19 protein-coding genes and 1 tRNA gene are annotated in these 18,829 nt (G+C 67.3%); 14 read left to right on the top strand and 6 right to left on the bottom strand.

The genetic code is table 11. The annotated features are described in order from the left end of the window. Positions 1-49 precede the first annotated feature (49 nt). Positions 50-142 (bottom strand) — tRNA-Ser (locus ABGA94_RS18985). A 144-nt stretch (positions 143-286) separates the two neighbouring features. Between ABGA94_RS18985 and dnaX the strand changes: the two genes are divergently transcribed. The 4 genes from dnaX (at position 287) to ABGA94_RS18965 (ending at position 3,771) form a co-directional block, all read left to right on the top strand. Beyond that, positions 287-2,335: a DNA polymerase III subunit gamma/tau gene (gene dnaX / locus ABGA94_RS18980; protein WP_065197188.1), complete on the top strand. Its 2,049-nt coding sequence runs from the start codon at positions 287-289 to the stop codon at positions 2,333-2,335. 6 nt (positions 2,336-2,341) lie between these two features. Then, entirely contained in the window at positions 2,342-2,662 is a 321-nt protein-coding gene (locus ABGA94_RS18975) for a YbaB/EbfC family nucleoid-associated protein (protein WP_019659509.1), read from the top strand. An 82-nt stretch (positions 2,663-2,744) separates the two neighbouring features. Continuing rightward, on the top strand, positions 2,745-3,344 hold the full coding sequence (gene recR, locus ABGA94_RS18970) for a recombination mediator RecR (RefSeq protein ID WP_053499586.1): 600 nt from the start codon (positions 2,745-2,747) through the stop codon (positions 3,342-3,344). Positions 3,345-3,411: 67 nt separating this feature from the next. Continuing rightward, entirely contained in the window at positions 3,412-3,771 is a 360-nt protein-coding gene (locus ABGA94_RS18965; RefSeq protein ID WP_005415497.1) for a histidine triad nucleotide-binding protein, read from the top strand. A 76-nt stretch (positions 3,772-3,847) separates the two neighbouring features. Here the strand turns inward: ABGA94_RS18965 and ABGA94_RS18960 are convergent, their stop codons facing one another. From ABGA94_RS18960 to ABGA94_RS18945, 4 genes are read right to left on the bottom strand one after another with little or no spacing between them, the layout of a single operon-like run. Continuing rightward, positions 3,848-4,375 (bottom strand): Slp family lipoprotein, encoded by a 528-nt coding sequence (locus tag ABGA94_RS18960; RefSeq protein WP_005415498.1) that lies wholly within the window; start codon positions 4,373-4,375, stop codon positions 3,848-3,850. Next, positions 4,372-6,321, bottom strand: coding sequence for a DUF3488 and DUF4129 domain-containing transglutaminase family protein (locus tag ABGA94_RS18955; protein ID WP_375367923.1), 1,950 nt, complete (start codon positions 6,319-6,321; stop codon positions 4,372-4,374). The genes ABGA94_RS18960 and ABGA94_RS18955 overlap by 4 nt, the downstream gene beginning before the upstream one ends. Next, entirely contained in the window at positions 6,314-7,237 is a 924-nt protein-coding gene (locus ABGA94_RS18950; RefSeq protein ID WP_053499582.1) for a DUF58 domain-containing protein, read from the bottom strand. The genes ABGA94_RS18955 and ABGA94_RS18950 overlap by 8 nt, the downstream gene beginning before the upstream one ends. A gap of 23 nt (positions 7,238-7,260) precedes the next feature. After that, a complete protein-coding gene (locus ABGA94_RS18945; RefSeq protein ID WP_005415501.1) occupies positions 7,261-8,214 on the bottom strand; it encodes a MoxR family ATPase in 954 nt (317 codons plus the stop codon). 42 nt (positions 8,215-8,256) lie between these two features. Between ABGA94_RS18945 and ABGA94_RS18940 the strand changes: the two genes are divergently transcribed. Continuing rightward, positions 8,257-10,092 (top strand): glycosyltransferase family 39 protein, encoded by a 1,836-nt coding sequence (locus tag ABGA94_RS18940; RefSeq protein ID WP_032953980.1) that lies wholly within the window; start codon positions 8,257-8,259, stop codon positions 10,090-10,092. A 102-nt stretch (positions 10,093-10,194) separates the two neighbouring features. On the opposite strand, the gene ABGA94_RS18935 is transcribed toward ABGA94_RS18940, so the two are convergent. Next, on the bottom strand, positions 10,195-10,764 hold the full coding sequence (locus ABGA94_RS18935) for a nucleoside triphosphate pyrophosphatase (protein WP_095377032.1): 570 nt from the start codon (positions 10,762-10,764) through the stop codon (positions 10,195-10,197). Positions 10,765-10,877: 113 nt separating this feature from the next. On the opposite strand from ABGA94_RS18935, the gene ABGA94_RS18930 reads away from it, so the two are divergent. From ABGA94_RS18930 to ABGA94_RS18890, 9 genes are all read left to right on the top strand, one after another. Then, positions 10,878-11,387 (top strand): YceD family protein, encoded by a 510-nt coding sequence (locus ABGA94_RS18930; RefSeq protein WP_005415504.1) that lies wholly within the window; start codon positions 10,878-10,880, stop codon positions 11,385-11,387. 107 nt (positions 11,388-11,494) lie between these two features. Continuing rightward, positions 11,495-11,689: a 50S ribosomal protein L32 gene (gene rpmF / locus ABGA94_RS18925; protein ID WP_005408308.1), complete on the top strand. Its 195-nt coding sequence runs from the start codon at positions 11,495-11,497 to the stop codon at positions 11,687-11,689. Positions 11,690-11,780: 91 nt separating this feature from the next. Continuing rightward, positions 11,781-12,758, top strand: a complete 978-nt coding sequence (locus tag ABGA94_RS18920) for a beta-ketoacyl-ACP synthase III (protein ID WP_014036188.1) — start codon at positions 11,781-11,783, stop codon at positions 12,756-12,758. 76 nt (positions 12,759-12,834) lie between these two features. Next, positions 12,835-13,617: a hypothetical protein gene (locus ABGA94_RS18915; RefSeq protein WP_053499577.1), complete on the top strand. Its 783-nt coding sequence runs from the start codon at positions 12,835-12,837 to the stop codon at positions 13,615-13,617. Positions 13,618-13,777: 160 nt separating this feature from the next. After that, a complete protein-coding gene (fabD, locus tag ABGA94_RS18910) occupies positions 13,778-14,722 on the top strand; it encodes an ACP S-malonyltransferase (RefSeq protein WP_005415507.1) in 945 nt (314 codons plus the stop codon). 82 nt (positions 14,723-14,804) lie between these two features. Further along, positions 14,805-15,548, top strand: coding sequence for a 3-oxoacyl-ACP reductase FabG (gene fabG, locus ABGA94_RS18905; RefSeq protein ID WP_005408312.1), 744 nt, complete (start codon positions 14,805-14,807; stop codon positions 15,546-15,548). 152 nt (positions 15,549-15,700) lie between these two features. After that, entirely contained in the window at positions 15,701-15,940 is a 240-nt protein-coding gene (gene acpP, locus ABGA94_RS18900; protein WP_005415509.1) for an acyl carrier protein, read from the top strand. A 142-nt stretch (positions 15,941-16,082) separates the two neighbouring features. Continuing rightward, positions 16,083-17,345 (top strand): beta-ketoacyl-ACP synthase II, encoded by a 1,263-nt coding sequence (gene fabF / locus ABGA94_RS18895; protein ID WP_053499576.1) that lies wholly within the window; start codon positions 16,083-16,085, stop codon positions 17,343-17,345. A 101-nt stretch (positions 17,346-17,446) separates the two neighbouring features. Then, positions 17,447-18,811 carry an aminodeoxychorismate synthase component I gene (locus tag ABGA94_RS18890; RefSeq protein WP_065177974.1) on the top strand — a complete coding sequence of 455 codons (1,365 nt, stop codon included), beginning with the start codon at positions 17,447-17,449 and terminating at the stop codon, positions 18,809-18,811. The last annotated feature ends 18 nt before the right edge of the window (positions 18,812-18,829 follow it).

Here is an 18,829-nt window from a genome sequence, read left to right as displayed (position 1 = left end):
CCAGACAAACGCAAAAGGGCCACCCTGTGGGCGGCCCTTTGCGTTTGTCTGGCGGAGAGAGGGGGATTCGAACCCCCGAAGCGCGGTTTAGACGCTTACACACTTTCCAGGCGTGCTCCTTCAACCACTCGGACACCTCTCCGGATCCCTGCCATCGGCAAACGCCTCAGCAGGGGCGCAGATTCTAGCGGGCGGCGCGGCCGGACACAAGCATCTCTGATCAGAGGCGCATCCACGGGCATTGTTGGCGAGGGGGCTGGACAGGCATGGCACAATGGAACATCCGATGGAAAACGGTGGCCTGATGTCCTATCTCGTCCTTGCCCGCAAGTGGCGTCCGAAGCGTTTTGCCGAGCTGGTGGGCCAGGAGCATGTGGTCCGTGCGCTCAGCAATGCGCTGGACAGCGGCCGGGTCCACCACGCGTTCCTGTTCACCGGTACCCGTGGCGTGGGCAAGACCACCATCGCGCGCATCTTCGCCAAGTCGCTGAACTGCGAGCAGGGCACCAGCGCCGACCCGTGCGGCCAGTGTGCCGCCTGCCTGGACATCGACGCCGGTCGCTACATCGACCTGCTGGAAATCGACGCCGCGTCCAACACCGGCGTGGACGACGTGCGCGAGGTGATCGAGAACGCGCAGTACATGCCTTCGCGCGGCAAGTACAAGGTCTACCTGATCGACGAAGTGCACATGCTGTCCAAGGCGGCGTTCAACGCACTGCTGAAGACGCTGGAAGAGCCGCCGGAGCACGTGAAGTTCCTGCTGGCCACCACCGACCCGCAGAAGCTGCCGGTCACCGTGCTCAGCCGCTGCCTGCAGTTCAATCTCAAGCGCCTGGACGAAGACCAGATCCAGGGCCAGATGACCCGCATCCTGGCGGCGGAAGAGATCGAGGCCGACGGCAGCGCCATCGTGCAGTTGGCCAAGGCCGCTGACGGCAGCCTGCGTGACGGCCTGTCACTGCTGGACCAGGCGATCGCCTATGCCGGCGGCGCGCTGCGCGAGGATGTGGTGCGCACCATGCTGGGCACTGTGGATCGCACCCAGGTGGCGGCGATGCTCGATGCGCTGGCCGAGGGCGATGGCCCGCGCCTGCTGCAGGTGGTGGCCGCGTTGGCCGAATTCTCACCGGACTGGAGTGGCGTGCTGGAAGCGCTCGCCGAAGGCCTGCACCGCATCCAGGTGCAGCAGCTGGTGCCGGGTGCCGCCGTCGCGGAAGGCCTGGATGTCGCATCATTCGCCGAGCGCCTGCGCCCGGAAGTGGTGCAGCTCTGGTACCAGATGGCCCTGAATGGTCGACGCGACCTGCCGTTGGCGCCGAGCCCGCGCGCCGGCTTTGAAATGGCGGTGCTGCGCATGCTGGCGTTCCGCCCGGCCGCAGCGGTACCGCCGGTGCCGAAGGCCGTCGACGGTGCGGTGGGAGGCACGCCGGGTGGCAACGCTGCCGGTGGTGGCGCCCATGCCGGAAGCCATGAAGCGACGCCGGCTGCTGCCGTCGCTTCGGCCAGCCCGGCCGTGGCGGCGCAGGTGGCCGCTCCGGCGGCTGCACCGCGCGAACCTGAACCCGAACCCGAGCCGGCCCCGCAACCGGAGCCGGATCCGACGCCTGAACCCGAGCCGGTTCCGGTGGAAGAGCCCGTGTCACCGCCGCCGGTGAAGGCCGAGGCGCTGGCGCCTGCCATCGCTGCAGAGGCAAGCGATGACCTGCCGCCGTGGGCCACCGACGAAGCCGAGGCGCGGGATGGGGCTCTGGCGGCCGAGATGGCCGGCCCGGATGCCGCCATGGTCGCGCCCTGGCATGAACCGCCGGCTCCTGCCGCGGATCCAGGCGAGCCTGCGCCGCCGGAGCGTTCGTTCCGCGCCGAAGGTATTGCCATTGCGCCGGCCGAACCGGCTCCGGCGCGTGAGGCCGCACCGCAGGAAGGTGTCAGCGAGCTGGCCACTGCCGAAGACTGGCTGGACCTGGTCGCCAACAGCGGTCTCAGCGGCCCCTCGCGGCAGCTGGCTGCCAACGCCGCCTTCATCAGCTGCCAGCACGGGACCTTGAAACTGGGCCTTTCGCCCGGATTTGAGTACCTGCGCTCGGAGCGCGCGCTGGCTGCCCTGGGCGAGATGCTGGAGAAGGCCCTGGGCCAGGCGCCGAAGATCGTGGTCGAGACCGTGGAAACCGAACACGTTCCGGCCGAGACCCTGCATCAGCGTGCCGACCGCCAGCGTGGCGAGCGGCAGCAGGTGGCAGAGGCCGTTTTCATGGATGACCCGGAAGTGCAGGTGCTGATCCAACAGCACGGTGCCCGGGTTGTTTCCGATTCCATCCGTTCTTTTGACGAGTAAGAGACTATGCGCGGCAACATCGCCCAACTGATGCAGCAGGCCCAGAAGATGCAGGAAAACCTGCAGAAGGCCCAGGAAGAAATCGCCAGGATCGAAGTGACCGGCAGTGCCGGCGGCGGCATGGTCAGCGTGACCCTGACCGGCGCCAAGGAATGCCGCAAGGTGCGCATCGACCCGTCGCTGACCAGCGACCCGGAGATGCTGGAAGACCTGATCGCCGCCGCCTTCAACGATGCCTCGAACAAGATCGATGCCGAGTCGAAGTCGAAGATGGGTTCGGCCACCGCCGGCATGCAGCTGCCGCCGGGCATGAAGCTGCCGTTCTGATTGCCAGCGTGGCATCCGTGCAAGCGGGTGCCACAGAATCTGTAGCCGTCGAGCTCGCTCGGCGCCATCAAAGCACGCCGCCGTGTCCGCACCCCTGCTTGAACAATTGATCGACGCACTGCGGGTGCTGCCTGGCGTAGGCCAGAAGACGGCGCAGCGCATGGCCTACCACCTGCTCGAGCGCGAGCGCGAAGGCGGCCAGCGCCTGGCCGAAACGCTGGCCTTGGCGGTGGAGCGTATCGGCCACTGCGCGCAGTGCCGCGACTTCAGCGAAACCGAGCTGTGCCCGACCTGTGCCAACAGCAGCCGCGAGCGCAGCCAGCTGTGCGTGGTCGAATCGCCGGCCGATCGTCTCGCGATCGAGAACGCGACGGGTTTTCGCGGTGTCTACTTCGTGCTGCAGGGCCGGCTGTCGCCGCTCGATGGTGTCGGCCCGCGCGAGCTGGGCCTGGAGCAGCTGGAGCAGCGGCTGGCCGAAGGTGAGGTACAGGAGCTGATCATCGCCACCAGTGCCACCGTCGAAGGCGAAGCCACCGCGCATTACCTTGCGCAGCTGGCGCGCGCGCGCAAGGTGCGGCCCAGCCGGCTGGCACAGGGCCTGCCGCTTGGCGGCGAGCTTGAATACGTTGACCGCGGCACGCTGTCGCACGCGTTCGGGACGCGCAGCGAATTCCGTGATTGAGCACCACCCGGGCATCGCCCGGCGCGGCCGGCCTACAATGCGGAAGACACTCCCGCCGAGGCCGACCATGAGCAACGAAACCCTCTTCAGCAAGATCATCCGTCGCGAGATCCCGGCCACCATCGTCTATGAGGACGACGAGGTGCTGGGCTTCAAGGACATCGCACCGCAGGCGCCGGTGCACGTACTGTTCATTCCGAAGAACGAGATCATCCCGACCCTGGACGACCTGCAGCCGTCGCAGGCGCACCTGGTCGGCAAGCTGGCCCTGGCCGCTGCCGAATACGCGCGCCGCGAGGGTTTCGCGCAGGACGGCTACCGCATCGTGATGAACTGCCGCGAGCACGCCGGGCAGACCGTGTTCCACATCCACATGCACCTGCTGGCCGGCGCGCCGCTGGGGCATTTCGGTACGCCGGGGCGTTGAAGCCCTGTCCACGCATGCGTGGATGAAAAAGGCCGCCCGAAGGCGGCCTTTTCCGATCATGCGGGCTGGGTGGCGATCACCACCAGCCCCAACGGCCGTAGCCACCCCAGTACGGGCCCCACGGACCCGGGCCCCACGGGCCATAGGGGTAGGGCACCACATCGACCTGGCGCTGTTCCGGCCACAGGTAGATCACATCGGCCGACAGCTTCGGCAGGCGGTAGTCGTAGTCCCCGATGCGGGTGTTCTGGTAGCCGTCGATCTTGCCGATGAAGGTCACGTCACGCCCGGCTTCAAACACGGCCGGGTCGTAGAAACCGGCGCGGCAGGCAATGAAGCGGCCGTCGCTGGCGTCGGACGAGGTGGTGTTCGGGCGGCCACTGGCGTTGAGCGGGCGCGAGATCATCTGGAAGCAGGTCTCGCCCTGGCCGGGCTTGGTCTCGATGATGCGGCCGCCCCATCGGACCGGCGTACCGACCTGCTGGGTGGCGACCGAGTCGCGCGGGGAAACCAGGCTGAACTGTCCCTGCAGCGGCTTGGGGGCCGTGGCGCAGGCCGACAGGGCCAGCGTGGCCACAGCGGTGAGGAGGAACTTGGTGTTCATGGGGAGGCTCCGGAAGTCGGGCGATGCCTGCGCAGGTCCCGCAATAATGAAGCGAGGTCGGTGCAAGTTCCAGCGTAGCGCGCGTCGGCGAAACGCTGGCTGAGCGCGAGCAGGGTCGGGTCGGGTCGCTGCCGGTGAACCCGCTGTGCCCAGTCCTGTGCGGTCTCGTGCGGTTCGCGGGCCAGGCCAAGGCGCGCATACCGCCGCCCGAGCCGGTGCCAGGCGCGCAGCAGCGGGTCGCGCTCGCGCTCGCCGCGGGCCAGCAGCCAGGCCATCCACGCCAGTGCCAGCAGGGCGGCGACCACGAATCCGGTCACCAGCTGCGCCGGCCCGAGGTCATCCAGCCCGAACGGCTTGAGCAGTTGCTGCTGGCGGCGTGCATCGAAGGACAGCACCAGGTCGTTCCAGCCGCGCCGCAGCCAGTCACCCATCTGCCCCAGCTGCAGCCAGCGCTGTTGCAGCGGGGTATCGGTGCCGGCCCGCAGGCGGTCGTCCAGGGTGTCCAGGATGCGTTCCGGTGCCACGGCCGCGGTCGGGTCGACCCGCACCCAGCCGCGTTGCGGCAGCCAGACTTCGGCCCAGGCGTGGGCATCCATGCGACGCACCACCCAGTAGTCGCCGATGCGGTTGCGGGTACCGCCTGCGAAGCCGGTCACCACCCGGGCCGGAATGCCGGCGTTGCGCATCAGCACTACGAAGGCCGAGCTGAAGTGCTGGCAGAAGCCGGCCTTGTAGTTGAACAGGAAATCGTCGACCGGATCGCGCCCCGCCACCGGTGTATCCAGCGTGTAGGAGAAGTCGCGGGTGATCCATTGCAGCGCACGGCGGACGATGGCCTCGTCATCGCTGCCTGCCTCCTGCCGCCATTGCCGCGCGAGCTGGGCGGTGCGCGGATTGAAGCCGGGCGGAAGCTGCAGCGCCGCGCGGCGCAGGTAGGGCGACAGATCGGTGTCGAACCGTTGCGGCGGCGCCGAATGCAACCGCCAGCGGCTGAGCGCGGACAGCGTGCGGTCGCTGCGCAGGCTCATGTCGGCATCGAAGCTGCTGCCCTCCGGTGCGCGGCTGGGCAGGTCCAGTGCCACCAGCAGGCGACGGTCGGTGGGCTCGTAGTCGATCTGGTAGTCCCAACCCTGTGCGGCGGTTTCGACCACCGGTGCGGGGCGTCCGGCCGTCGCGCGATCGCGGCTCCAGCGGTGGCCGTCGAACGACGTCAGCACCGGGCCGCGCCAATAGCGCTGCGCAGGCTCGGGCACCGCGCCGAAAAACTGCACGCGCAACGCCGGGGTGTCGTCGGCCATCAGGTCCAGCCACTGGTCCGGCGCCATGCTGTCAGCCAGGCCCGGTGTGCCCACCGCTCGCTCGGGTACGCCCCACAGCGGCGTGGACAAGCGCGGGAACAGCCAGAAGCAGGCCAGCGCGAGTGGCAGGCCGATCCCCAGCAGGCGGCCGACACTGCGCAGTTGTCCGCGCAGCGGCAGTCGAGGGCTGTGGCCCTCGTCCAGGGCCAGGCGTTGCAGGGCCAGCAGTGCGGCAACTGCGGCCAGCGCTGCCAGCCCGGTGGTCAACGGCCCCTGGTCGAGCAGGAAGGCGGCGAACGGCGAGAACAACGCGAAGCCCAGCAGGCTGCGCGCATCGCGCAGGTTGCGCAGTTCGCTGGACTTGATCGCCAGCATCGCCGCCAGCAATGCGCAGCCGGTATCGCGGCCCGGGCGCACCATGCCCATCTGCCAGACGATGGTGGCAAGCATGGCCAGCACCAGCACCAGGCGAACCGGCATCGGCAGCACCCGCCGCCACGAAAGCGCAGCGGTCAGCACCGCAGTGATCGCGATCACGCCGGCCAGCACCGGTGGCAGCTGCAGCAGCAGTGGCAGCAGCGCCAGCGCTGCGCTGGCCAGGGTCCAGCTGCGGGCGTTGCGGTCGAGCAGGACGGCAGGCTCAGTCATGGGGCATCAATGCCAGTGCGCGCAGGCACAGGTGGTGGTGGCTGGCGCCCTGGCCGGGTCCCAACGGCGGATGGGCCGGAAGCAGCAGCGTATAGCGACGGCCTTCGCGCTCGGCCATGTCGACCCAGCGTGCCAGTCGCGCGATGCGCGCTTCATGGCCCAGCGCCGCCAGCGTGCGCCAGTCCAGCACCACTTCGATGCCGATCGGCTTCTCGTATTCGCGTACCAGCAGGCTGTCGCGGCGCGCCGAGTGTTTCCAGGCAATGCTGCGCGGGGCATCGCCGGCACGATAGGGGCGCAACTGGTGCAGCTCATCGCCACTGGCATGGGCGCGGGTGTGCAGTGGGTCGTTGCCACGTTCCGGAAGCGGCGGTGCCAGTGCCTCGGCAAGTGGATAGACCAGCAGCGGCTGCTCCGGCCACACCCACGACCATGCCCGCACCAGTCCCAGCGGCTGCGTGCTCGACAGGCGGATGCGGGGCAGTTCCAGCCAGCCGCGCCGCTCGCTGGGAACATCCAGCTCCACTTCGCCGCGACCGTGTGCAGGCAGTGCAACCCAGGCCTCGCTTGCGCCCAGCTGCAGGTGCAGCCCGTGGCGCGCGCGCGGGTCGCGCAACGAAAGGTCCACGCGCAGGCGCAGGGGATGCCCGGCCGGTACCGGTTCGGCGGAGATTGCATCGATCTGTATGCCGGACAGCTGCAGGTGCGCGGCGATGGCGCTGGCGATCGCTGCCGCGGCCAGCAGCAGCGCCAGCAGCAGGGCCGGGTTGTTGTTGTAGTTCAATGCGCCCAGCAGCATCGCCGACAGCAGGGTGGCGACGAACAGGCCAAAGCGGGTTGGTAGTACATAGATGCGATGGCGGTCCAGTCGCTGCGGCAGGGCTTCGGGCCTGCGGGGGCGTGCCAGCAGCTGCATGCGTGCCCAGCGTGTGGCCACCTTCAGTCCACCGCGACGGTCTGCAGGATCGCCCGCGCCAGCGCCGGCCCGGAGCTGGATTCGGCTTCGGCCACCAGACGATGGCCGGCCACCGCCACGAACAGGGTCTGCACGTCTTCGGGCACCACATGCCCGCGGCCGAGCAGCAGCGCATGTGCCCTGGCGGCACGCAGCAGGGCCAGTCCCGCGCGCGGTGACAGGCCTACGCGCACGCCGGCATGGTGTCGGCTGCGGGTCAGCAGCGCCTGCACATAGTCGATCAACGCGTCGCTGGCATGCACCTGGTCAACCGCTTCACGCAATGCACGCACCTGGGTGTCGTCCAGCTTTGGCAGCGCGCGTGCGATCAGGTCGCGGCGATCAGTGCCGCGCAGCAGCTCGCGCTCGGCCTGCGCGCTGGGGTAGCCCATCGCCAGGCGCAGCAGGAAACGATCCAGCTGCGAATCCGGCAACGGGAAGGTACCGGACAGGTCGACCGGGTTCTGCGTGGCGATCACGAAGAACGGGTCGGGCAGTGGATGTGTCTGTCCATCCAGTGTGACCTGTTGCTCGGCCATCGCTTCCAGCAGCGCACTCTGTGTCCGCGGCGGTGCACGATTGATCTCATCGGCCAGCAGCACGTGGGTGAACACCGGGCCGGGATGGAACTGGAACTGGCGGCTGCCGGCCTCGTACACCGAAACGCCAAGTACATCGGCCGGCAGCAGGTCAGAGGTGAACTGCACGCGCTGGAAGCTGAGGCCGAGGCTGCTGGCCAATGCATGCGCCAACGTGGTCTTGCCCAGCCCGGGCAGATCCTCGATGAGCAGGTGGCCGCCAGAAAGCAGGGCGACAAAGGCCAGCCTGACTTCCGGCACCTTGCCCAGCACCAGTGCGTTCACCTGATCCTGTGCCTCCCGCAGGGCCTGGCGCAGTTGATCGGTTAGCATGCTGGGATTGGGGGACGAGGCTGGCATGATCGTCTCAGGTCTGGAATCCACTCGATTATCCATAGAGCAATGCAAGGCGAACAGCGCGCGCGGACAATATTTCTCTGGTTATGGACGCTGATCACAGCGGCCAAGCTGGTGGTGGCTGCGCGCCTGCCGCTGTTCGTCGATGAGGCGTTCTATTGGCAGGAAGGCCAGCACCTGGCCGCTGCCTATTCCGACCTGCCGGGGCTGACCGCCTGGCTTGCACGCCTGGGCGTGGAGATCGGTGGCCATCACGTACTCGCACTGCGCCTGCCGTTCCTGGCCATCGGTGCGCTGCTGCCGTTGCTGGTGGTGCGCATCGCTACGCGCTGGTTCGGCAACGTGGCCGGTTGGCAGGCGGGCAGCCTGACGCTGCTGATGCCGTTGTCGGCCACGCTGGGCCTGCTGGCCGTGCCGGACGTACCGATGGCGCTGGCGGCGGTGATCTGCCTGCACGCAGGTGCACGCCTGCTGCATAGCGTGGACGCGTCCTCGGCGATGAAGCTGGCGCTGGGCCTGCTGATCGGTGCGCTCAGCCACTACCGTTTCATTGGTGTCATCGGTGTCGGCTTCATTGCGTTGCTGGCGTTGCCGCAGGGCCGTCGCATGCTGGCCGACCCGCGCGTATGGGTGGCGCTGGCGGTGGGCGTGCTGGCCTGGCTGCCGTTGCTGGCGTGGAATGCCGACAACCACGACGCCGGCCTGAAGTTCCAGGTGGTCGAGCGCCACCCGTGGACGTTCGAGTGGGAGGGGCTGTGGTTCCTGGTGATCCAGCCGATGCTGGTGACGCCGATCCTGTGCATCGCGATGTGGAAGGTCGCCCTGGCGGGTACCCGCAGTGGCGGTGGGGCGCGGGTGCAGTGGCGCTATTTCGGCCTGGTGGGCGGGGTGTCGACGCTGGGCATCTTCCTGCTGGGCTTCTTCACCGATGTCGAGCGGATCAGTTTCCACTGGCCGCTGCCAGGCTACCTGGCGCTGCTGGTGGCCGTGCCGGTGGTCCTCAACGGTTGGCCGCGCTGGCTGCGCCGTACCGGCTGGTGGCTGGCCGCTGCAGGTACCGTGCTGGCGTTCGGCTACTACCTGATGGCGTCCACGCCGGCACTTCGCGAGCAGATGGCCGGCAGCAAGTACTACCCGCGCAACTTTGCCGGCTGGCAGCCACTGGCCGTGGCGGTGCGTGACGAGCTGCGGCAGATGCCACCGGGTACGCGTGTCCTGGCGGGCAACTTCAAGGTCGGTGCCGAACTGGGCTTCCAGCTGGGCAATGGCGATATCGAGGTGTTGCCACATCCGCTCAACGACAAGCATGGGCGCACCGCACAGCTGGCGCAGTGGGACCTGCTGCACGAAGGCCCGCGCAGTGTGCCGATGCTGCTGGTGCTGTCACCCAGTGACCAGCGCTACCGCGACCTGCTGGCGCGCTATCACACCATCTGCGAGCAGGTGGGGCCGTTGCCGGCGCCACGCGTGGTCAGCAGCGATCATGGCTTCCAGCGGTTCCTGCTGTTCCGGCTGCCGGCCAAGCGTGCACAGGGGGCCTGCGTAACGCCCTCAATGGCTTGGCTGGATGCGCCGTCCAACGGTGAAAAGGTCTCCGGAACGCTCGCCATCAAGGGCTGGGCATTCAAGGATGGGGTCGGGCTGGCGCGGGTTGAAGTGCTGGTTGATGGCCGCTCGATCGGTGACGCGCGTTACGGGCGCGTGTTCGACATTCGCCCCGCCTGGCCGGACAGTACCGATCCGCAGCATCCGGCGGTGGGCTTCGACGCGTCGCTGGACACCACTACGCTGGCGCCGGGCCGGCACTGGCTCGGCCTGCGCCTGCACGGGCGCGATGGCAGCGTGGAGGCGTGGCAGGAGCAACCGTTCGAGGTTCGTTGAGGTCCTCTGGTCCTGTAGAGCCGAGCCGATGCCCGGCTGCGTCCGATTCAGATGGCAGGCAGCCTCGAAAAAAGCAGCCGAGCATGGGCTCGGCTCTACCGTTCACGGCACCGCGAATCCGGCCCTGCGCAGCAGGCCGCACAGCGCGATCAGTGGCAGGCCGACCAGCGCGGTCGGGTCGCGGTTGTCGATCGCCTCGAACAGGCTGATGCCCAGGCCCTCGCACTTGAAGCTGCCGGCGCAGTCCAGTGGCTGCTCGGTGGCGACGTAGCGGGCGATCTCCTGCGAGTCCAGCGCGCGGAAGTGCACTTCGGTCAGATCCAGGGCGGCGAGGGATTCTCCATCCCGTCTGAGACTGATTGCCGTGTGAAAGCGTACCGTCTGCCCGGACATCGCCACCAGCTGCGCATAGGCCGCCTCGACCGTGCCAGGCTTGCCCAGCGGCTGGCCGTTCAGGTCGGCCACCTGGTCCGAGCCGATCACCCAGGCACCCGGATGGCGCGCGGCGACATCGGCCGCCTTGGCGGCGGCCAGGCGCGTGGCCAGGGCCATCGGGCCCTCGCCGTTCAACGGTGTTTCATCCACCTCCGGGCGTGCGCAGTCGAAGGGCAGGCCCAGCCGTTGCAGCAGTTCGCGACGGTAGCGGGAGGTGGAGGCCAGGACCAGTGACATGCGAGAATACCGAGGCAGGGCGCGGCAGTCTGGCCCGCCGGCAACGCCAGCAGCAAGTCCTGTATGGCGGGCATTTGACAGCGGGCGGTGCGATCCTTAGTATTCAGCGGCTTATGTCCGCGAACGTGCCCGAAACGCTGGATGCCTGGCGGATGGTTGTAGCGCGAAGGCGCTTCGACGGTCAGGTCTCCCTGGCTGAATTGACCCGCCTGCAGGGGTTGGTCGCAGATACCGACGGCGAGTGTGTCTACTCGCTTGAATTCGGTCGCGACGACGTCTTGCGGGTATCCTATGTGGAACTGACCATCGACACCGCGTTGCCGCTGACGTGTCAGCGCAGCATGCAGCGATTCCTGTTGCCGGTGAAGGTGACCCAGAGGCTTGGCCTGATCCGCGACGAGGACGAGGAATCGTCCCTGCCGGAGGAGTACGAGGCGTTGCTGGTGCCGGAAGACGGCCAGCTGCGTCCGCTGGACCTGGTCGAGGACGAGTTGGTGCTGGCGGTGCCTGTGGTGCCGCTGTCGCCCGACGGTGAGGCAGTCGATCAGGACTGGGCACCGAGCGAAGAAGAAACAAAGAAGGCCAACCCATTTGCGGCGTTGGCGGCATTGAAGAAACAATAGCAGCCGGTTGTCGTCGGCGGCTGCGGCGAAAGCGAAAAGTGTGCTGGGCGCTGGCGTCCTGTGCGACGAAACGACGAAGCAAAACGAACCGAGTTTGGAGCAATCCCATGGCTGTCCAGAAATCCCGTGTTACCCCGTCCCGCCGCGGCCAGCGCCGTTCGCATGACGCCCTGAGCGCCAAGCAGCTGTCGACCGACCCGACCACCGGCGAAGTGCATCTGCGTCACCACATCACTGCCGATGGTTTCTACCGCGGCAAGAAGGTCATCCAGACCAAGACCTCGGCCGTCGAAGAAGATTGATGTGCCGGGAAGGCCGCTGCCTCCGGGCAGCGGCCTTTGCCTTCTTTCCCGGGCGTGCCGGTGATCGGCGGCCCGCGCAACAGGAAACATGATGAGCAAGCGGATCTATTCGAGGATCGCGGGCACCGGTAGCTATTTGCCGGAGAAAGTCCTGACCAATGCCGACCTGGAAAAAATGGTCGAAACCTCGGATGAGTGGATCCAGTCGCGCACCGGAATTCGTGAACGGCACATCGCGGCCGAAGGCGAAACCACCAGCGACCTTGGCTACAACGCCGCCCTGCGCGCGCTTGAAGCCGCAGGCATCGATGCCTCGCAGCTCGACATGATCGTGGTCGGCACGACCACCCCTGACCTTATTTTCCCGTCCACCGCGTGCCTGATCCAGGCCAAGCTCGGTGTGGCCGGGTGCCCCGCCTTCGACGTCAACGCAGCCTGTTCCGGCTTCGTGTTCGCGCTGGGCGTGGCCGACAAATTCATCCGCTCCGGCGACTGCAAGCACGTGCTGGTGATCGGCACCGAAACGTTGACCCGCATGGTCGACTGGAACGATCGCACCACCTGCGTGCTGTTCGGTGATGGCGCCGGCGCTGTCGTGCTCAAGGCCGACGAAGAAACCGGCATCCTCAGCACCCACCTGCATGCCGATGGCAGCAAGAAGGAGCTGCTGTGGAACCCGGTTGGCGTCTCGAGCGGTTTCAAGGACGGCGCCAACGGTGGTGGCACCATCAACATGAAGGGCAACGACGTGTTCAAGTACGCCGTCAAGGCGCTGGACTCGGTCGTGGACGAGACCCTGGCCGCTAACGGCCTGGACAAGTCCGACCTGGATTGGCTGATTCCGCACCAGGCCAACCTGCGCATCATCGAAGCCACCGCCAAGCGCCTGGACATGTCGATGGACCAGGTCGTGGTGACCGTCGACAAGCACGGCAACACCTCGTCCGGTTCAGTGCCGCTGGCGCTCGATGCCGCCGTGCGGTCGGGCAGGGTCGAGCGCGGCCAGCTGCTGCTGCTGGAAGCCTTCGGCGGTGGCTTCACGTGGGGTTCGGCCCTGCTGCGCTATTGATAGTGCAAGTTACGACAATGTGAAGTCTTGTCGTTACGGCCCTCCGGGGCCGTAACGCGTTTAAGGAGGACCTGTCATGGTTGAGCCCATCGTCATCGAAGGGCAACGTGCCTGGCTGAAGCAGTACGGCAAGGGAAGCCGAGCACTGGCCCTGGGCCTGCTCAATTTTGTTGCGCGCCGTTTCCATCTCGATGCCCTGCGCCCGCCGCCGCACCGTGGTGGTGACGCCGCGCGCGAAACCGAGGCCCGCCGCCTTGCAGAGCTGCAGGCACAAGGCGTGAACGTGCCGGACGTGCTGGGCACCGGCCATGCCGCGCTGGTGATCGGCGACAACGGCAGCTCGTTCAATACCTGCCTGCGTGAAGCGGATGAGGCCGGTCGTGATCGGCTGGTGATGGCGGCGATGCAGGCCATTGCCCAAGCGCATGCGCGCGGCGCCTATTTCGGCCAGCCGTTGCCGCGCAATCTCACCTGGGATGGGCAGCAGGTCGGCTTCATCGATTTCGAGGAAGATCCGCTGGAAGTGATGGACCTGTCCGAAGCGCAGGCCCGCGACTGGCTGATGTTCGGTTATGGCGTGGCCAAGTACTACGCTGATCGCCCTGAACATCTGCAGGCGATGATGGCCGAGGCGATGGGCGAGGTCCAGGCGCCGGTGCGCGAGCACGTGCATGCGGTCAGTGGCCGCCTGCGCAGCCTGGCCAGGGTCTGCATGAAGCTTGGCCGCTCAGCGCGCGCGCTGGCCCATTCGATCTTCATCACCCACGGTGCCAGCACTGCTGGCGTGCTGATGCTGGTGGGCCTGTGCGTGGATTTCCTCGCCGACGGCGATCTGGACGTGCTGCAGCTGTTCTGCTGATGGCTGATCGGGGTCAGATTCCTTTTCCTGCGGAAAAGGGATCTGACCCCATTGCGCTTGCCCGGCCGCCCTCCATACGCCTGCATACGCGCACGTACAGACGACACAGCGGATTCCCCCTTATCATGGCCCGCTTCGATTGCAGCAAGCGGATGACCGCGTGACCGTATCCACCCTCGCTTTTGTCTTCCCCGGCCAGGGCTCGCAGTCTGTGGGCATGGTGGCCGAGCTGGCCGAACTGCACCCGCAGGTGCGTGAAGCCTTCACCGAGGCATCCGATGGTGCCGGCGTCGACCTGTGGGCGCTGTCCCAGGGTGGCCCGGAGGAAATGCTCAACCGTACCGAATACACCCAGCCGGCCCTGTTGGCCGCAAGCATTGGTGTGTGGCGCGCCTGGAACGCCGTGGGCGGTCCGCGCCCGTCGGTGCTGTCCGGCCACAGTCTGGGCGAGTACACCGCCCTGGTTGCCGCCGGCGCGCTGAGCCTGCATGACGGCGCGCACCTGGTGCGCCTGCGTGGCCAGCTGATGCAGGAAGCGGCACCGGCCGGTGTCGGTGCCATGGCCGCCGTGCTCGGTGCCGAAGACCAGCTGGTGCTGGATGTCTGCGCCGAAGCCGCAGGCAGCCAGGTGGTGGTGCCGGCCAACTTCAATTCGCCGGGCCAGATCGTGATCGGTGGCGACGCTGACGCGGTCGACCGTGCGCTGGCGCTGCTGGCCGAGAAGGGCGTGCGCAAGGCGGTCAAGCTGGCCGTCAGCGTACCCTCGCACACCCCGTTGATGCGCGAAGCCGCCAACCGGCTGGCCGAAGTGATGGCCGGCCTGTCCTGGCAGGCGCCGCAGCTGCCGGTGGTGCAGAACGTCGATGCCCAGGTGCACGACGGCGTGGACGCCATCCGCACCGCGCTGGTCCAGCAGCTGTACCAGCCGGTGCAGTGGACCGGTTGCGTGCAGGCGCTGGCCGCCCGTGGCATCACCCAGATCGCCGAGTGCGGCCCAGGCAAGGTGCTGACCGGCCTGGTCAAGCGCATCGACAAGGCCATCGACGGCCGTCCTCTGGCCACGCCGGGCGACTTTGAAGCCGCCCGCGAGGCATGGTCGGCCTGACCTTCCCTGTTTCCTGCCGACCGTACCGGTGGCCGCTGCAAGCGGCACGGTGCGGCGGCCGCTCCCGTCTGAGGAAAACAACATGAGCAAGCCCCTGCAGGGTGAAATCGCACTGGTCACCGGTGCCAGCCGTGGCATTGGTGCCGCCATCGCCGATCTGCTGGCCGCCCAGGGCGCCACCGTCATCGGCACCGCCACCACCGAATCCGGCGCCGCCGCGATCGGTGAGCGCCTGGCCGCCCACGGCGGTCACGGCCGCGCGCTGAACGTCACCGACGCCGCTGCGCTGGACAGCGTGCTCGATGGCATCGCCAAGGAATTCGGCCCGATCTCGATCCTGGTCAACAATGCCGGCATCACCCGCGACAACCTGCTGATGCGCATGAAGGACGAGGACTGGGCGTCGATCATCGACACCAACCTGACCAGCGTGTTCCGCACCAGCAAGGCGGTGATGCGCGGCATGATGAAGGCGCGCAAGGGCCGCATCATCAACATCGCATCGGTGGTGGGCGTGACCGGCAATGCCGGGCAGGCCAACTACGCGGCCGCCAAGGCCGGCATCATCGGCTTCAGCAAGTCGCTGGCCAAGGAAATCGGCTCGCGCGGCGTCACCGTCAATGTTGTCGCACCCGGCTTCATCGACACCGACATGACCAAGGCGTTGCCGGAAGAAGCGCGTACCGCGCTGATCAACGACATCGCCCTCGAACGCCTGGGTTCGCCGGAGGACATCGCCCATGCGGTGGCGTTCCTGGCCAGCCCGGCTGCCGGTTACATCACCGGCGAAACCCTCCATGTGAACGGCGGCATGTACATGCCGTAAGCAAGGGGCGCAGGGATTGCGCCGCAAGTGGTTGATCTGCGGAGGTTTTTGCTGCAATGCAAGGCCGCGCCGGTTTCCACTACACTATCCCACGGCCATCGCCCTTGATGGCGACCACTTTTGAACCACAACTCCATCTGGAGCGAGATCCCATGAGCACCATCGAAGAACGCGTCAAGAAAATCGTCGTCGAACAGCTTGGCGTCAAGGAAGAAGAAGTCACCAACAGCGCATCGTTCGTCGATGACCTGGGCGCTGACTCGCTGGACACCGTCGAGCTGGTGATGGCCCTGGAAGAAGAATTCGAGTGCGAGATCCCGGACGAAGAAGCCGAGAAGATCAGCACCGTGCAGGCCGCCATCGACTACATCAAGGCCCACGTCAAGGCCTGATGTCAGACGGCAGTGCGCGCGCGGGTCTCCGCTCGCCGCGCACCGCACCCCATGGGGCCGCAGTTGCGGCCCCGTGTGTTTGAGCATCACACCGAAGCAAACCGTGTTACCCGATTGAACCTTCGGGTCAGGAGAATCAGCAATGAAGCGTCGCGTCGTCGTAACCGGCCTGGGTATCGTCTCGCCGTTGGGCAATGATCTGGCCAGCAGCTGGGAAGGCATCACCCACGGTCGTTCGGGCATCGGTCCGCTGACCAACGTTGCCGATGCCTACCTGGACCGGTTCACCACCAAGATTGCAGGTGAGGTCAAGGGCTTTGACATCACCGCCGACAACGAACTGTTCGGCAAGTACCGGGTCAGCGGCAAGGATGCCAAGAAGATGGATCCGTTCATCCATTACGGCCTCGGTGCCTCGTTCATGGCCCTGCACGACTCGGGCCTGGAGATCACCGACGCCAATGCCGAGCGCATCGGCGCCATTGTCGGCGCCGGCATCGGCGGCCTGCTCGGTATCGAAGAGCAGACCATCGAGTTCCACGAGGGCAAGAAGATCTCGCCCTTCTACGTGCCCAAGACCATCATCAACATGCTGCCGGGCCAGCTGAGCATCATCACCGGCCTGAAGGGCCCGTCGTTCTCGGCGGTGTCGGCGTGCGCGACCTCGAACCATTCGATCGGTACCGCGATGCGCATGATCCAGTACGGCGATGCCGACGTGATGGTGGTCGGTGGTGCCGAGCGCGGCTCCTCGCCGACCGCACTGGGCGGTTTCTGCGCGATGAAGGCGATGAGCACCCGCAACGATGCTCCGGAACAGGCCTCGCGCCCGTGGGACAAGGACCGTGACGGCTTCGTGCTGGGCGACGGCGCCGGCATCCTGATCCTGGAAGAGTACGAACACGCCAAGGCGCGTGGCGCGAAGATCTACTGCGAACTGGCCGGCTTCGGCGCCAGCTCCGATGCGTACCACATGACCGCCCCGAGCGAGAACGGCGAAGGCGCCGCCCGCTGCATGGTCATGGCCATGAAGGACGCTGGTGTGACCCCGGAACAGGTCGGCTACCTCAACGCGCACGGCACCTCCACGCCGCTGGGCGACCTGGGCGAGACCATGGCGATGAAGACCGCCTTCGGCGACCACGCCTACAAGATGATGGTCAGCTCCACCAAGTCGATGACCGGCCACCTGCTGGGCGCGGCCGGCGGCGTGGAAGCGATCTTCTCGGTGATGGCGCTGCAGGACAACGTCATTCCGCCGACCATCAACCTGCAGCAGCCGGGCGAAGGCTGCGACCTGGACTACGTGCCCAACGAAGCACGCCAGGCCAGGGTTGACGTGGTGATGTCCAATGGCTTCGGCTTCGGCGGCACCAACGGCACGCTGATCTTCAAGCGCGTCTGACCGGGTTGTAGCGTCGGGCCATGCTCGACTGAACGTGCATTACGCACGAGGAGGCCGCCGCAAGGCGGCTTCCGTGCATCTGAATCCCTGAACTGGCCATCATGACCCACGCACCGCTGATCCACCCGCTGCCGCACCCGATCGATCTGCTGGCCCTGCAGCAGCACGACCCGGCACGCTTCCCGCTGCTGATGGAATCCACCGCCTCGGGCACCGCCCAGGGCCGCTGGAGCCTGCTGCTGGCCGCGCAGGGCGACTGCCTGCGGCTGGATGCCGATGGCCAGGTGCGCGACCAGCACGACGCGGTACACGCCGGCAGCTTCCTGCAGGTGCTGGACCGTGCCTGGCAGCACGAACGCCTGCCGCACGACGGCAGCCACAGCCTGCCGTTCCGTGGCGGCTGGGCGTTGATGCTCGATTACGAAGTGGCCAGCCAGATTGAACCGGTGCTGCCGGCGCGCGCGCGCGAGGACGGCCGCCCGACCGCGCTGGCGCTGCGCTGCCCGGCTGCGGTGCTGCACGACCACCAGAACGACGCCAGCTTCGTCATCGCCGAAGCCGGTGAGCAGGCCCTGCTGGAGGCGCTGGTGACCATGGCGTCGCAGGCACTGCCGGAGGCCGGGCAGGGCTGGCAGCCGCCGCAGTCGGTGGGCGAGGATGCGCCACAGCGCTTCACCGACGGCGTGCGCCGGGTGATCGACTACCTGCGTGCCGGCGATGTGTTCCAGGTGAACCTGTCGCGGCGCTGGAGCGCGCAGTTCGCTGCGCCGGTCCAGCCGCAGGCGCTGTACGCGCAGCTGCGTCGTGCCAACCCGGCACCGTTCGCCGGCCTGTTCAGCGCGCACGGCCGCCATGTGGTCAGTTCCTCGCCGGAGCGGCTGGTGTCGGTGCATGCCGGCCACGCGCAGACCCGTCCGATTGCCGGCACGCGTCCGCGCTTCGAGGGGGACGATGATGCCGCGCGCATCCGGGAGCTGGTCGGCCACCCCAAGGAGCGTGCTGAGCACGTGATGTTGATCGACCTGGAACGCAACGACCTGGGCCGCATCTGCCTGCCCGGCACCGTGGTGGTCGATGAGTTGATGACGGTGGAGAGCTACGCCCATGTGCACCACATCGTCAGCAATGTCAGCGGCCACCTGCGCCCGGAGGTCACGCCCGGCGAGGTGATCGCCGCCACGTTCCCGGGTGGCACCATCACCGGCTGCCCCAAGGTGCGATGCATGCAGATCATCAGCGAACTGGAGCAGGTGCCGCGCGGTGCCTACACCGGCGCGTTCGGCTGGCTGAACCGCGATGGCGACCTGGACCTGAACATCCTGATCCGTACCGCCGAAGTGGATGGCCACGAGGTGAGCTTCCGCACCGGCGCCGGCATCGTGGTCGATTCGGACCCGGACAAGGAACTGGACGAGACCCGCGCCAAGGCCCGCGGCCTGCTGCGCGCGCTCGGCCAGCAGGGGTAGTGCCGGCCGCTGGCCGGC

The sequence above is a fragment of the Stenotrophomonas sp. 3diitr2024 genome, assembly GCF_042136455.1.
GTDB classification, from domain to species: Bacteria; Pseudomonadota; Gammaproteobacteria; order Xanthomonadales; family Xanthomonadaceae; genus Stenotrophomonas; species Stenotrophomonas sepilia.
The sequence above is the reverse complement of the archived record's forward strand: the minus strand, read 5'-3'. Positions and strand labels throughout refer to the sequence as shown.

Bases quoted from the DNA above. Each gene is read 5' to 3' on its own strand.
- dnaX (WP_065197188.1), top strand. From the start codon at position 287: ATGGAAAACGGTGGCCTGATGTCCTATCTCGTCCTTGCCCGCAAGTGG.
- ABGA94_RS18975 (WP_019659509.1), top strand. From the start codon at position 2,342: ATGCGCGGCAACATCGCCCAACTGATGCAGCAGGCCCAGAAGATGCAG.
- ABGA94_RS18965 (WP_005415497.1), top strand. From the start codon at position 3,412: ATGAGCAACGAAACCCTCTTCAGCAAGATCATCCGTCGCGAGATCCCG.
- ABGA94_RS18960 (WP_005415498.1), bottom strand. From the start codon at position 4,375: ATGAACACCAAGTTCCTCCTCACCGCTGTGGCCACGCTGGCCCTGTCG.
- ABGA94_RS18955 (WP_375367923.1), bottom strand. From the start codon at position 6,321: ATGACTGAGCCTGCCGTCCTGCTCGACCGCAACGCCCGCAGCTGGACC.
- ABGA94_RS18950 (WP_053499582.1), bottom strand. From the start codon at position 7,237: ATGCAGCTGCTGGCACGCCCCCGCAGGCCCGAAGCCCTGCCGCAGCGA.
- ABGA94_RS18945 (WP_005415501.1), bottom strand. From the start codon at position 8,214: ATGCCAGCCTCGTCCCCCAATCCCAGCATGCTAACCGATCAACTGCGC.
- ABGA94_RS18940 (WP_032953980.1), top strand. From the start codon at position 8,257: ATGCAAGGCGAACAGCGCGCGCGGACAATATTTCTCTGGTTATGGACG.
- ABGA94_RS18935 (WP_095377032.1), bottom strand. From the start codon at position 10,764: ATGTCACTGGTCCTGGCCTCCACCTCCCGCTACCGTCGCGAACTGCTG.
- ABGA94_RS18930 (WP_005415504.1), top strand. From the start codon at position 10,878: ATGTCCGCGAACGTGCCCGAAACGCTGGATGCCTGGCGGATGGTTGTA.
- rpmF (WP_005408308.1), top strand. From the start codon at position 11,495: ATGGCTGTCCAGAAATCCCGTGTTACCCCGTCCCGCCGCGGCCAGCGC.
- ABGA94_RS18920 (WP_014036188.1), top strand. From the start codon at position 11,781: ATGAGCAAGCGGATCTATTCGAGGATCGCGGGCACCGGTAGCTATTTG.
- ABGA94_RS18915 (WP_053499577.1), top strand. From the start codon at position 12,835: ATGGTTGAGCCCATCGTCATCGAAGGGCAACGTGCCTGGCTGAAGCAG.
- fabG (WP_005408312.1), top strand. From the start codon at position 14,805: ATGAGCAAGCCCCTGCAGGGTGAAATCGCACTGGTCACCGGTGCCAGC.
- acpP (WP_005415509.1), top strand. From the start codon at position 15,701: ATGAGCACCATCGAAGAACGCGTCAAGAAAATCGTCGTCGAACAGCTT.
- fabF (WP_053499576.1), top strand. From the start codon at position 16,083: ATGAAGCGTCGCGTCGTCGTAACCGGCCTGGGTATCGTCTCGCCGTTG.
- ABGA94_RS18890 (WP_065177974.1), top strand. From the start codon at position 17,447: ATGACCCACGCACCGCTGATCCACCCGCTGCCGCACCCGATCGATCTG.